The organism is Anaerococcus hydrogenalis (assembly GCF_002871895.1).
Classification (GTDB): domain Bacteria; phylum Bacillota; class Clostridia; order Tissierellales; family Peptoniphilaceae; genus Anaerococcus; species Anaerococcus hydrogenalis.
In genome coordinates this window covers 21074-34024 of record NZ_PNHP01000004.1, presented here as the reverse complement: position 1 = coordinate 34024, position 12951 = coordinate 21074, and the positions used below count along the sequence as shown (strand labels likewise).

The 12951-nt window shown below is 28.8% G+C and carries 13 protein-coding genes; 10 read left to right on the top strand and 3 right to left on the bottom strand.

The window, feature by feature from the left end; translation table 11 throughout:
• Positions 1-22: 22 nt before the first annotated feature.
• The 5 genes from CJ192_RS06400 to CJ192_RS06380 all read left to right on the top strand — a co-directional run bounded on the left by CJ192_RS06400 (position 23) and on the right by CJ192_RS06380 (position 5539).
• Positions 23-1186: a M20 metallopeptidase family protein gene (locus CJ192_RS06400; RefSeq protein WP_102198191.1), complete on the top strand. Its 1164-nt coding sequence runs from the start codon at positions 23-25 to the stop codon at positions 1184-1186.
• A gap of 803 nt (positions 1187-1989) precedes the next feature.
• On the top strand, positions 1990-2850 hold the full coding sequence (locus tag CJ192_RS06395) for a nucleoside hydrolase (protein WP_102198190.1): 861 nt from the start codon (positions 1990-1992) through the stop codon (positions 2848-2850).
• Entirely contained in the window at positions 2847-3359 is a 513-nt protein-coding gene (locus tag CJ192_RS06390; RefSeq protein WP_004816172.1) for an FUSC family protein, read from the top strand. Before CJ192_RS06395 ends, CJ192_RS06390 begins: the two co-directional genes overlap by 4 nt.
• Before the next feature lie 73 nt (positions 3360-3432).
• Positions 3433-4323, top strand: coding sequence for an ABC transporter ATP-binding protein (locus tag CJ192_RS06385; protein ID WP_102198189.1), 891 nt, complete (start codon positions 3433-3435; stop codon positions 4321-4323).
• Positions 4316-5539 carry an ABC transporter permease gene (locus CJ192_RS06380; RefSeq protein ID WP_102198188.1) on the top strand — a complete coding sequence of 408 codons (1224 nt, stop codon included), beginning with the start codon at positions 4316-4318 and terminating at the stop codon, positions 5537-5539. Before CJ192_RS06385 ends, CJ192_RS06380 begins: the two co-directional genes overlap by 8 nt.
• A gap of 114 nt (positions 5540-5653) precedes the next feature.
• Here CJ192_RS06380 and CJ192_RS06375 read toward each other — a convergent pair whose 3' ends face one another.
• The 3 genes from CJ192_RS06375 to CJ192_RS06365 are packed head-to-tail and all read right to left on the bottom strand — an operon-like array spanning position 5654 to position 7267.
• Complete coding sequence (locus tag CJ192_RS06375) at positions 5654-5941, bottom strand: AraC family ligand binding domain-containing protein (protein WP_102198187.1); 288 nt, start codon at positions 5939-5941, stop codon at positions 5654-5656.
• A 47-nt stretch (positions 5942-5988) separates the two neighbouring features.
• A complete protein-coding gene (locus CJ192_RS06370) occupies positions 5989-6561 on the bottom strand; it encodes a uracil-DNA glycosylase family protein (protein ID WP_102198186.1) in 573 nt (190 codons plus the stop codon).
• A 49-nt stretch (positions 6562-6610) separates the two neighbouring features.
• Positions 6611-7267, bottom strand: a complete 657-nt coding sequence (locus CJ192_RS06365) for a hypothetical protein (RefSeq protein ID WP_102198185.1) — start codon at positions 7265-7267, stop codon at positions 6611-6613.
• Positions 7268-7484: 217 nt separating this feature from the next.
• Between CJ192_RS06365 and CJ192_RS06360 the strand changes: the two genes are divergently transcribed.
• The 5 genes from CJ192_RS06360 to CJ192_RS06340 all read left to right on the top strand — a co-directional run bounded on the left by CJ192_RS06360 (position 7485) and on the right by CJ192_RS06340 (position 12920).
• The gene (locus CJ192_RS06360; protein WP_004816086.1) at positions 7485-8027 is read left to right on the top strand and encodes an ECF transporter S component; all 543 of its coding nucleotides are present in this window, start codon (positions 7485-7487) and stop codon (positions 8025-8027) included.
• A gap of 774 nt (positions 8028-8801) precedes the next feature.
• Positions 8802-9248, top strand: coding sequence for a PPC domain-containing DNA-binding protein (locus CJ192_RS06355; RefSeq protein ID WP_102198184.1), 447 nt, complete (start codon positions 8802-8804; stop codon positions 9246-9248).
• Between the two features lies 1 nt (position 9249).
• Complete coding sequence (locus tag CJ192_RS06350; protein ID WP_102198183.1) at positions 9250-10527, top strand: HAD-IA family hydrolase; 1278 nt, start codon at positions 9250-9252, stop codon at positions 10525-10527.
• Entirely contained in the window at positions 10524-11819 is a 1296-nt protein-coding gene (gene hemZ / locus CJ192_RS06345; protein ID WP_102198182.1) for a coproporphyrinogen dehydrogenase HemZ, read from the top strand. Before CJ192_RS06350 ends, hemZ begins: the two co-directional genes overlap by 4 nt.
• Positions 11820-12104: 285 nt before the next feature.
• Positions 12105-12920: a Cof-type HAD-IIB family hydrolase gene (locus CJ192_RS06340; RefSeq protein WP_102198181.1), complete on the top strand. Its 816-nt coding sequence runs from the start codon at positions 12105-12107 to the stop codon at positions 12918-12920.
• The last annotated feature ends 31 nt before the right edge of the window (positions 12921-12951 follow it).

Sequence of the window (12951 nt, the reverse complement as noted above, 5' to 3'; positions counted from 1 at the left end):
ATTTTAAAGAAAGGATGATATTATGACAAATTATTTTAAAGAAGCAGAAGAATTAAAAGATGAATTAGTTAAAAATCGTAGAAATATTCACGAAAATCCAGAATTAGGATTAGTCTTACCTCAAACTAAGGAATTTGTAATAAAAAATTTAAAAGAAATCGGGGCTGAAATAAAGGAAGTTGGAGAAAGTGGAGTTCAAGCTACTATCAAAGGAGAAAAGGGTCCTGGTAAAAGAATTTTAATTAGGGCAGATATGGATGCTCTTCCAATGGATGAGGAAAGTGGTCTAGATTTTTCATCAAAAAATAAGGGGGTAGCCCACACTTGTGGACACGACCTTCACACATCAATTGGTCTTATTAGTGCAAAATTATTAGCAAAGCATAAAAAAGATTTTAAGGGCGAGGTAAGATTTATGTTCCAACCTGCCGAAGAAATTTTTAAGGGATCAAAGATGATGATTGAAGAAGGTGTACTTGATGGGGTTGATGTAGCAATTGCCCTTCACACAAACCTAACTCATGAGGCAGGATCTATTTCTTATTATCCAGGATATATGGCAACAAGTTGCGATAATTTTAAAGTTACAATTAAGGGTCAAGGAGGACATGGTGGTTATCCTCACACAACAAAAGATCCTATTAATGCAGGAGTTATGATCTACCAACAATTTAATCAACTTATAAGTCGTGATGCAGATCCTTCTAAGCACACAACTTTAACTTTTGGACAATTTTCTTCAGGTTCAAATTCAAATATTATTCCTGATATAGCAATTTTACAAGGAACAATGAGAACTTATGACCCAGAAATTAGGGAAAAATTATTGAAAAGAATTGATGAAATTGTAGAAGGAGTTTCAAAGGCAAGTGAATGTGAAGTTAATTTGGAATATTTTGCTTCAGTACCTTCACTTTATTCAGATCCAGACCTTACAAAAGAGCTTGTTGAATATGTAGAAAAATCATCTGATATTGAAATGATTTCTGGTGAAAGGCTAATGGCAAGTGAGGATATGGCCTTTGTTTCAAGAAAAGTTCCTACAGTTTATTTCCTACTAAATTCAAAAGTCCCAGGAAATGATTATTCCCACCACAATCCAAAGGTTGATTTTTCAGAAGAGGCAATGCCAATAGGTGTAGGCTTATTTTTGACATGTGCTATTAATTGGTTAAATAATAATTAATTTTTATAGGCTAAGTTTATTAGCCTATTTTTTATTTCTCTAAGATGTAGAATTTATCTTATAAATTTAAGCTATGAGATCTCTCGGATACTAAAACTAAATTGTTTTGCAAGCTTTTTCGTGTTTTCCAATAGTTTTAGGGATAAATATGGCAAATCAAGGCATATTTATCTGCTCGAGATGGGTAATTTTAGGATTGAGTATATTTCTGAAGGATATTTTATTTGATTCTTTAAATTTTTATTTTTATATTTAATTATTGAGTTAATATTTAATGAGAATTTGGCAATAATTAAAACTTTATCTTAAAACTATATATACAAATTCCCCATCTCGACCGAACGGAGTGAGTGGAGAGATCTCTTTTCATTGTTTTATTTTTTGACTTTTATTTCTACAATTATTCAAAGAATTTTTGAAACTTTAGCCTTATTTAACTTATGAGATCTCTCGGCTATGCTCGAGATGGGTGATTTTGGGATTGGGTTTAGTACTGAAGGATATTTTTATTTTTTTAAATTCTTAATTTTTCAATTTGTAAATTATAGTTATATATTTAATTATTTAGTTTAAATATTTAAGAAAATCTAATCTTACAATTTAAACTTTAGCTTAAAGCTATATTTACACATTACCCATCTCGACCGAACGAAGTGAGCGGAGAGATCTCTTTTGTTTTATTTATATTTTAATTTTTGATTTCTTTAGTAATTCAAATAATTTTTTTATTTCTTTAATCCTTAAATTTTATCAATAGAAAAATTCCTTTATATTAGTATAATTTTTATAAAAGGAAGTGAATTATGGAAAAGGAAAAACCATTTGTTTATATAGATACTAATTTTAGTTTGTCAGAAATTTTGATGTTAAAGCTTGCTTTTAATTCTAATGAGTTTGAAATCGTTGGGATTTCTTCTGTAAATTCTTTTATGGATGCAAAAAGTGCCGCTTTAAATATTTTGTCTATGACTTGTATGGAAGATTTGATTTTGCCAATTTGCCAGGGCTCATCTTTTAATTTAAAAAATCAAGAGATTTTGACTAGGGGAGAAAATTCTGTGATTTTTGATAAAGAAGATGACTACTTGTCAGAAGAAGATCCTGAAGATTTTCTTTATAATTTGGCAAAAGACTGCGGAAGGCTTGATATCATTGCAACAGGTCCTCTTACAAATATAGGAAAAGCTATAGAAAAATATGATGATTTTGTAGACTATATTGACCATATTTTTATTTTAGGATCAAATTTTTCATCAGGTGATATTACCAAGTCATCAGAATTTAATTTTTTTACAGATCCAAAGGCTGCAAATATTGTTTTGAAAGAAAAAATTGAAACTTTTATTTTACCAATAGACCTTTCAAACTCTTTGTCCTTGCCTGATGAGATTTTGAAAAAAAATTCTACTGACCCAGTTTTAAATAAGATAAAGGAAATTTATAAAATTTATCCAAAAAATGAAAGGGAATTGAAGGCTGCTATCTTGCTTTACATGGTAGTAAAACCTCAAGCCTTTATTTTTGAAGAAAAATCAATCAAGGTTAATGAAGATTTTGATAGGGGAGCTATTAGTGAAATTTCTTCTAAAAATAAAAAATATGTGGCAAATAGGCTAAATGACCAAACATTTTTTGACTTTTTATTTGACAGGCTTGGAGTATGAAATTTAAAAAACCAGGGCAAAGAATTTTCAAAACTTCCCTAGCAGTTTTTTTGGCCTTTACTTTATCTCATTTTAGGTCGGCTCATGCCCTTCCCTTTTATTCGGCTATTGCTGCAATAATTTGTACAAAAAATGATGTAAATGGATCTATTAATATTGGTTTAAATAGGATTTTGGGCACTTTTATTGGTGGTTTTGTTGGATTTTTGTATCTTTTATTTGTAAAGAAAAATCTTACAAATGAGATAGAAGAATATTTTTTGCTTTCTGTGATTATGGCATTTTTGATTTGGCTAGTCTCATCATTTGAAAAGCCTAATGCGATTTCTATAATGTGTATAGTTTTGGCATCTGTATCAATTAATCATGCAGGAGAAGATTTTGGAGCCATTGATTTTGCAGTAAATAGGGTCTTGGATACCCTAGTTGGGGTTTTGGTTGCGATTTTAATTAATTCTATTGATTTTGAAATTTTAAAATTTATTAAATATGAAAAAGATAAGTCATAGTCTCTTATCTTTTTTTTATTGTATTTTATATGGTAAAATAATTATAAATAGGTAAAAAAAATAAGGAGTATTTATGCTAAAAGTAGAAAGACTTAAAAAAAGTTTTGGCGATCTTGATGCTTTAAAAAAAATAGATTTTGAAGTAAAAGATGGGGAACTTTTTGGAGTTATAGGCCAAAATGGTGCAGGAAAATCTACACTTTTTAGGTGTATAATGAACTTTTATTCAAAATATGAGGGCAGTATTACTTATAATGGCAAAAATTTTTCAAAAGTTCCTTTGGAAAAAATCGGTTTTTTGCCAGAAGAAAGGTCTCTAGATCCTAAAAGAAAAGTAGAAGACCAAATAAGATATTTTGCAAAATTAAATAAAATGAAAAATATTTCTGACCAAAAATTAAAGGAATGGTTTGATTATTTTGAAATTGATGGGAAATTATCATCAAAAATCAAAGAGCTTTCCAAAGGAAACCAACAAAAGGTCCAACTTCTTTGTGCTTTAATCTATAAGCCGGAATTTGTAATTTTGGATGAGCCTTTTTCAGGCCTTGACCCATATAACATCAGACTTTTGGAAAAAATAATCAAAGATGTAAACAAAGAGGGAACGACAATTATGTTTTCATCTCATAATATGGAAAATGTGGAAAGTCTTTGCCAAAAATTGATCATGCTTAAAAAGGGAAACATAGTTTTAAATGGTTCTCCTCAAGAAATTAGAAATTCTTACGAGAGAAAAAAACTTGTGGTTGAATCAAGTGAAGATTTATTTTTCTTAAATGATGAAAATATTGAAATGATTTCTCAAGACGGGGGTAAGTGGACCTTTATTTTAAAAGATGAGGACTATGCTAAGGTAATTTTCAAAAAAATTGTCGATAATATTGGTTTCGTACCATATTTTGACCAATCACCTCCAACATTAAATGAAATTTTTGCAAGAAAGGTGGAAGAAAATGAATAGGTTTATGACTGTATCTACCGATACTCTAAAAAAACATCTTAAAACTCCTACTTTTTGGGTTATGGTTTTGATGCCTTTTATTATGGCAGTAGTTATTGGAATAATTTCCTACATTTCTTATTCAACCAAAACTCCAGACACAATTGCAGTAGTTACAGAAGAAAAATATAAGAAAAACTTCCAAAATAATCCTATGGTAGATTTTGAATTTAAGGAAAAAAATGAGGCCAAAAAAGCCCTTGATGATAAGGAGATTTCAGCTTACCTTGAAGTGAAAAATAAAGATGGGGTTTTAAATTTTAATTATTATGGGGACACAACTGCAAGGACTCCTATGCTTGTCATAAATTCTTTGGCAGAGAATATGCAAAGAAAAGAAAATTTGAAAAATTCAAATATAGATGCCAAGCAAAATGCCATAATTAGCCAAAAACCTGAGGTAAATCTTCACGAAATAAAAGACAATTTAAAAAATCCAGGAAATATGTTCGCCCTTTTTGCTACAATTTTCATAATGTATTTTGTCTTGATTTTTTACTCACAAATAATAATGCAAGATATAGCCATAGAAAAGGGATCAAAAATGCTAGAATTTATTTTCTCATCAGTTAAGGCGGGAACCTATATGGCAGGAAAAATTTTTGGAACAATCCTTGCCATGCTCGTTCATTTTGGCATATATGTAATTTTGGGACTTGTGGGATTTGCAGTAATTAAATTTACAGGTTTTTATGATAAGATAATATCAATGCTAGATATAAATATTTCAGATTTATTCAAGGGAATAAACACCAACTTGGTTTTTGAAATAGTTTTATTTATGGTTTTGGGATTGATTTTATATATAATCCTTTCAGCTATGCTTGGATCTTTGGTACAAAAACAAGAAGATGCTGGAAAAATGGCAACCCCAATTATGCTAATAATAATGTTTTGCTATTTCATTTCCACATCCTTTGTAGGAAGCGAGCCAAATTTATTTATAAAAATCCTATCCTACATCCCATTCTTATCAACATTTTTCATGCCAATGAGATTAATTTACGAAAATGCAAGTCTTTTCCAAGGGATGATTTCACTAATTATTTTGTTAGTCGGAATTGTTTTAATGTATATAATTGCAGCGAGAGTTTACAAGAAAAATATCCTAAATTATTCAACAAATAAACTATTTGGAAGAGGAAAAAAATTGAAAATTAAAAAGAAAAAGAAATAAAAAAAGCGGATGTTGCAAAATATGAATTACTACCGTCTTACAATCATAAATTTTTTATGATTATTTTGAAAGGGGTAAGCATTTTGCAACATCCTTTTTTATTTAAAAATTTTATTAAATTTTTGCTTTTATAACCATCAAATCACTATCTTCGATTGCCTTTAAAGCGTGCATTTCATTAGGCTCCATAGTTATTATATTACCAGGAACTATAATCTCATTTCCATTTTCTCCAGTAAAATCAACCTTGCCCTTATAAATTACAACTACTACACTTTTATCTGACTTATGACTTGGGACTTCTTCACCTTGTTTGATTTGAAGGTGGGTAATTTGTAGTTTATCCTCATCAAGCAAGTGTTCGAATTTACCATCTAAAATATTTGCGCTTAATTTTTTCATAAAGCCTCCTTATATATAATTAGCATTAATTCTTATCCTATAAAAATTTAAATTATTTCTTGGATAATTGTTTTTAGCTCTGGCAGGGTTTCATCTTTAAAAAACTTATTCTTAGCCATCCACCTATTATTCAAGGGACTTGGATGGACTAGGGGAAAGTATTCTGGCAGGTAATCTTTAAAATTTCTTACTGTTTCTGTTAGGTTTTTCTTAAAATCATCTTTAAGGTAAAACTTTTGTGCATAGGCACCTATCAATATTGTTAAATTTATATTTTTAAGCCCTTCAAGTAGGAGAGAGTGGTATTCTTTTGCTATAAATTTTCTTGGAGCCTTGTCACCACTTTTTACCTTACCTGGATAATAAAAATCCATGGGAATTATTGAAAAATTTTCGCCGTGGAGGGTATCCATACTTATACCTAGCCAATCAACTAAGTTTTCCCCGCTCTTATCATTAAATAAAATTCCACTCTCTTCGACTTTTTTTCCGGGAGCCTGACCAATTATTAAAATTTTAGCATTTTTATTAAACTGAAAAATTGGCCCAATTCCTCTTTTGGTGTAAGTTTTATTTCTAGGATCAGCCTTTAATTTTTCAATTATCTTTTCTACTTGCATAAACACCCCTAGTTACTTTTAAATAAAATTATATACTTTTATTATTATTTTATTTTTTATAAATTCTATAATTAATTCCACCAACAAGGTCTACTCCGTAAGGGGAATTTTCAAAATATCCTTTCAAAAATTCATACCTATATTCGTGATAAGGTGAAATTTCTTCCTTTAATTCAAAACCATTTTTATTAACTTCAAAAGCCTCATGGTGGTCGTGGCTGTGGCCGCCCTCACAAGTATTTGAAAGAGAATCTTCTGGATTTATAAAATCCTCGAAATATTTTTCGTGGGTATTTACATTTGTAATTAAAAATAAGTCGCCATTTTCATCAATTGTTGCAGAAAGACCATTATCACATGGCATACCATCAAGAAGCATGGTATTTAAATCTTGGAAAATTTCATTATAATCAGAGAAATTTTTTCCTTCAGCCTGTTTTTTTCCAAATTCAAATAATTTTTCCTTGGTATTTTGACTATTTTTTATTGCAAAGGCAAGTCTGTTTTCAACAACAGCAATTTTTGAATCAAGCCAACCGTGAATATTTTCTTGGTCAATTAGATTTTCTAAATTATCAGTTGAAACAGGGACAATTTTTTCGTCTATTTCTTTTGTATTTCCATCCAAAAGAAAATTTGTAATCTTATCTTGAAACTTTATCTTATCATACATCATATAATGTATTGGTCCTAAAAATTCACTCATTTAAAACTCCTTTTCTTATTTTAAATTCATTATATTAAAAAAAATATTTTATTTCTGTAACCCATGTTACATTTAATATTTTACAAGAAATATTTTGAAAATAAAGACTTAAACTTTTGTATATTTATAAAAAAATTCTTGGGGAAAATGATATATTTACACAATTTTAAATATACTATATAATGAAAAAGTAATAATAAATTTATTGGGAGGGGTTATGAACAAATTAACTACAAAAAAAATTACATATACAGGACTTTTTATCGCCTTAGTTTTTATTTTCTCAGCATTTTTCCAAATTCCATTAAAAACTCCAATGGGAGATACAAGATTTCATTTGGGAAATGTATTTTGTCTTTTAGGAGGAATAATTTTAGGACCAGGACTTGGTGGTCTTGCTGCAGGATTGGGATCTGCAATTTTTGACCTAACAAATCCACTTTATTTCGCATCAGCTCCATTTACTTTTATAAATAAATTTATGATGGGATTTGTGGCAGGTTTGGTTTTTCATAAGGTAAAAATGAAAAATGAAAAATTAAGAGCTGCCCTTGCAGGCTTATGCGGACAAGTAACCTATATAGTACTTTATTTATTGTATACATTTATAAAAAATAAAGTAGCTATGGGCTTATCATTTGAAGCAAATATGGTAGAAGTTGTGCAAAAACTTGGAGTTTCCTCAATAAACGGAATAATTTCAGTAATAGTTGCAAGTATATTTGCAATTGCAGTTGCAAAAAGAGTAAAAATGGACTAGAAATAGTCCTTTTTTAAATGCTGATTTTTTGTTTTTAATCTTAGATTTTATTTTTATAATTATTTAATACTTCGTAAACTTAGGGCGGAAGGAACAGGGGACTTCCGATTGTCCCCTTTTTCCACGCTAACTTAATTTTAAAATTTAAAAAAATCTTAAATCAAAATTCGATTTCAAATTAAAACTACGAATAAAGTCCGCGGTATAATTATTGAAATTGTACCACTGGCACAATTTTAAGCTAATTATATCCCCTAAGAACCCCCATCTTTATAACCCCTTAACCGGCCCTTGCAGGGAGCAAAAATTAGAAAGAAACTTCGTTTCTTTCGATTTTTAATTTGATTAGCCAAATTTAATAAAAATAAAAACCTAAAATAAATTCAAAGTTAATTAAAATGGAAAAAATAAATCATTAAGGTTAAAACAATTTGTCTCTAATAATTCACTAGAATTTATAATTATTTTTAAATAGTGATTAAACCCTAAAAACTTGAAAGAAGCGAAGCTTCTTACAATAAAAGCTCCATGCAATGGTCGGTTGCAGGGGGGCAAAAAAGAGGGGGTCGTTAGGGGGAGGAAAAAGGGGGAGAATCGAAACTCCCCCATTTCCTCCGCCCTAACATTACGAAGAATTAACTTAATAAAATAATTTATTTCAAAATTAAAAACTAAAAATAAAAAATTTAATTTTAAAAATCAACAACTATCTTTTATTTGGGTATAATGTTTAAAGAATGTTTAAGTTAAAAGGAAAAATGAAAGGATTTTTTTATGCTTTATAAAAGATTTGGTGATAAGTTAGTTATTAGATTAAAAAAAGGCGACAAGCTTGTGGAATCTGTTAGGGAAATTCTTGAAAAAGAAAATGTTAAGGCAGGCTTTTTGACAGGAATTGGTGCTACAGATAATCTTGAGGTTGGTCTTTTTGATCCAAAAACTAAGGATTATAATATAAAAAAATATGAAGAAGATTTGGAAATTGCAAATCTTTGTGGAAATATTTCAAATAAAGATGGGAAGCTTTATACCCACTTTCATATAACTTGTGGAAGGGTAGAGGATAATGCCCAAAAAGGACAAATTCCAGGATCTGCTATTGGTGGTCATTTAAACGAGGCTATTATTTCTTTGACAGCAGAAATTTTTGTAACAATTATTGATGGGCAAATCAATAGACTTTATGACGAAGATTTGGGATTAAATTTAATTGAGTTTTAATATGGATTATTTTGTTTTTGACATGGACGGGACTCTTTTTGATACCGAGAAAATTTATTACAGTACTTGGATTGAAATTAGTAAAAAAGAAGGCTTTCATTTTGATATAAATGATAAATTAAACTTATCAGGAAAACAAGACAAGGAAGCTATAGACTATATGGTAGAAAATTTTTCTATGGATTATGATAAGGCAATTAGGGTCAGGAAAGATTTGAATGCTTTAAGAGATAAACGCTTTGGCGAAATTGATTATTGTATAAAAAAACCAGGGCTGATAAATTTATTGACATATTTAAAAGAAAATGAGAAAAAAATCGCCCTAGCCTCTTCATCTTCAAGAAAAAGAATAGATTTTTTCGTTGATAAGGAAAGTGTGAGAGATTATTTTGAAAAAATAGTTTCATCAGATGATATAACAAAGGGAAAGCCTGACCCAGAAATTTTTAATTTGGCTATGGAAAAATTGGGGGCTGATAAGGATAAAACTTATGTTATTGAAGATTCTTTGGCAGGAGTAAAGGCAGCAAAGGCAAGCGGGGCTAAGGTTGTTTTGATAATTGACCTTGATGATTCAGACCTTATAAAAAGTCAGGCAGATTTGGTATTTTCATCCCTTGATGAATTTTTGGAATATTTAAAAAAAAATACAAAAATAGATACTAGAAACAAGGATTTTAAATTATCCTGCCCATCTTGTGGGGAAAATTTTACAAAATCCTTGCCTACAGCAGTTTTTTCTATAAATGATAAAGAGTTTTTAGAAAATATTGGCCTTGTAGAATGTCCTTCTTGTAAAAAATTATTTAAATTAAACTACAGATATGTTTACACAGATAATGACAAAAAATTAATGTTTGTAAATGACCCCAAATTTGCTCAAAAAAGAAACCAACTTGCCTTTAAGTCTTCTTTGAAACTTCTGGATAAGTTTAACAAGAATAAGGCAGGAGATTTCTTGATAAGAATGTGCCAAGATGATAAGGACTTGAAAGAAAAAATTTCTATTTTTAATGATGGAAAAATCGACAATATAGTTGAAATAATGAAACTTGTCCTAATCCAAAGTCCAGATTTTAAATTTGATAGGGAAAGTATTTTAAAAATTTATTATAAGGACAATGAATTTATTATAAACACTAAAGAAGGAAAATTTAAGATGCCCTTTATTGACGATTTGTATGAGAGCTTGTATGAAAAATATATTCCCTTTATAGACATAAAAAACACAGACATGATAGATCAAAATTGGGCTAGGAAAATAGTTAAAGAAATATGAAAATATACTTAGAAAATGAAAATTTAAGAAAAATTGTATATGACATTTTAAATATTTTTTATGACAAAAAAGACTTTTCTTTTGTAGGAGAAAATGAGGATATTTCAATTAAAAATGGACTTATTACTACAAAAGATAAGTCTTACTTTTTTGATTCAAATTTGAAATTAAAAGAAATTCTATTTGAAATTTTTAAAGATGAATTGAAAAAATCTCCTCCTTGGGGGATTTTGACAGGATCAAAACCGTCAAAACTTCTAAAAAATCACAGTCTAGAAGATTTAAAAAATATTTATAAAGTAAGTGATGAAAAAATTAATCTTTTAAAAAATGTAAAAGAAAGTCAAGATAGGTTAACATTTAACCCAAATTCTTTTAACCTTTATATAAATATTCCCTTTTGCCCTCAAAGGTGTAAATATTGTTCCTATCCTACTATTGTGTCAAACATAGTAGATAAAAATCAATATGTAGATTTTTTATTAAAAGAAATAAAAGGGATAAACTTAGATAAAAAATTAGATACAATTTATCTAGGAGGAGGGACTCCTTCAAATTTATCTCTTAAAGATTTGGATAGGATTTTGTCCTTATTAAACGAAAAATTTACTTTTGATGAATTTACCTTGGAAGCTGGCAGGGAAGACACCTTAGATTTTAAAAAATTAGACTTGTTTAAGGAAAAAAATGTAGGAAGAATTTCCCTTAATCCCCAAACTTTTTCAAAAAATGTTTTGGAAAATGTAAATAGGCCAATTGATTTTGAAAACTTTATAAAAATTTACCAATATGCCAAAGATTTGGGCTTTATTATAAATATGGATTTTATAATTGGACTTTTTGGTGAAAATAGGGAAAGTTTTAAGAAAAATTTTGAAATTTTAAAGGACTTAAAGCCAGACAACCTTACCTTTCACGCCTTAGCTCAAAAAGTTGGGTCAAAATATTTTGAAGAAAATATAAATGGTGATATTAATGAGGCTATAAAAATCTCAAAGGATATAGAAAAATTTACTAAAGAAAATTCCTACAAACCTTATTATCTTTATAGGCAAAAAAATATAATAGGAAATTTGGAAAATGTAGGTTATGAAAAAGGGAATACTGCCCAAAGATATAATATTTTGATAAATGAAGAGCTAGAAAATATAATAGGCCTTGGCATGAATGCGAATTCTAAATTGATGAATGGGAAAAAATATAGGAACGAGAGAAATTTAAGAGATTACTATAATAATATAGAAAAAGAAATTTCTGATAAGAATAAATTAATAGAAAATTTTATGCCTTGATATAAGGCTCAGAACGTAGACAAACCCTCAAGCACGAATATCTGACTGCAAAAATTGTTGATTTCTAAATTTAAAAATTCTAAAATCGCAAACTCGCTAACGCTCGAATAGTGCGATTTTTAACGGATTTTTAAATTTGAGATCAAATCAATTTTTTCCGTATGATATTCTTAGCATGAGGATTTGTGTACTTTATCAACAGTCTAAGCCTTGATATAAGGCTTATTTTTTATATTATATAAATTTATATGATAGAATAAGCCTATAGATAATTTAGGAGGGGATATGAATAATAATATAAAACTTGTAGCCATAGATCTTGATGGAACTCTTTTAAATTCTGATAAAAAAGTTTCAAGAAAAAATATTGAAACTATAAGAAAATTAAGGGATAAGGGAATTTATATTACGATTGCCACAGGAAGGCCTGTAGGTGGGTTTTCTTGGATTCTTGATGACTTATCCTTATTTGCAGATGATGATTATTCCATCACTAATACAGGCTCTCTTATTATAAAAAATAAGGATAAATCAGATATTTCTAAAGAAGTTTTGTCAATGGATGATTATTTTAAATTAAAAAATATAATCAATGATAAGATGCAAATTGGAATTTACAATAAATATAATTTATACTCTAACAGCGAAAAAATAAATGAGCACTTTGCCTTTGAATCAAAAATATTAAAAATGCCAATCGAAAAATTTGATGAATCAAATAAAAACCAAAGTGTAGATAGGATTTCTATTACAGGTGATGGGGAAGTTTTGGATATTTTTGAGAAAAATTATAACAAAAAGTTATTAGAGACCTACCAAACAGTTAGAAATGTCCCAGAAGTTTTTGAAGTTTTAAATAAAAAAGCTGATAAGGGACAAGCCCTTCAAAGACTTTGCCATTATTTAAATATTGATATAAAAAATACCCTAACTATTGGAGATTCAAATAACGATAAGACCATGTTAAGTATATCTGGCCTTTCAGCAACCTGCCAAAATGGAAGAGAAAGTGTAAAGGAAATGGTTGATATAGTTTCAGCTTATTCAAACGACCAAGATGGAGTTTCTAATATTTTGGAAAAAATATTTTTTGATAAGTAAATTGAAAAAAGGCACAAAACCAGTATTATAT

Bases quoted from the DNA above. Each gene is read 5' to 3' on its own strand.
- CJ192_RS06400 (WP_102198191.1), top strand. From the start codon at position 23: ATGACAAATTATTTTAAAGAAGCAGAAGAATTAAAAGATGAATTAGTT.
- CJ192_RS06395 (WP_102198190.1), top strand. From the start codon at position 1,990: ATGGAAAAGGAAAAACCATTTGTTTATATAGATACTAATTTTAGTTTG.
- CJ192_RS06390 (WP_004816172.1), top strand. From the start codon at position 2,847: ATGAAATTTAAAAAACCAGGGCAAAGAATTTTCAAAACTTCCCTAGCA.
- CJ192_RS06385 (WP_102198189.1), top strand. From the start codon at position 3,433: ATGCTAAAAGTAGAAAGACTTAAAAAAAGTTTTGGCGATCTTGATGCT.
- CJ192_RS06380 (WP_102198188.1), top strand. From the start codon at position 4,316: ATGAATAGGTTTATGACTGTATCTACCGATACTCTAAAAAAACATCTT.
- CJ192_RS06375 (WP_102198187.1), bottom strand. From the start codon at position 5,941: ATGAAAAAATTAAGCGCAAATATTTTAGATGGTAAATTCGAACACTTG.
- CJ192_RS06370 (WP_102198186.1), bottom strand. From the start codon at position 6,561: ATGCAAGTAGAAAAGATAATTGAAAAATTAAAGGCTGATCCTAGAAAT.
- CJ192_RS06365 (WP_102198185.1), bottom strand. From the start codon at position 7,267: ATGAGTGAATTTTTAGGACCAATACATTATATGATGTATGATAAGATA.
- CJ192_RS06360 (WP_004816086.1), top strand. From the start codon at position 7,485: ATGAACAAATTAACTACAAAAAAAATTACATATACAGGACTTTTTATC.
- CJ192_RS06355 (WP_102198184.1), top strand. From the start codon at position 8,802: ATGCTTTATAAAAGATTTGGTGATAAGTTAGTTATTAGATTAAAAAAA.
- CJ192_RS06350 (WP_102198183.1), top strand. From the start codon at position 9,250: ATGGATTATTTTGTTTTTGACATGGACGGGACTCTTTTTGATACCGAG.
- hemZ (WP_102198182.1), top strand. From the start codon at position 10,524: ATGAAAATATACTTAGAAAATGAAAATTTAAGAAAAATTGTATATGAC.
- CJ192_RS06340 (WP_102198181.1), top strand. From the start codon at position 12,105: ATGAATAATAATATAAAACTTGTAGCCATAGATCTTGATGGAACTCTT.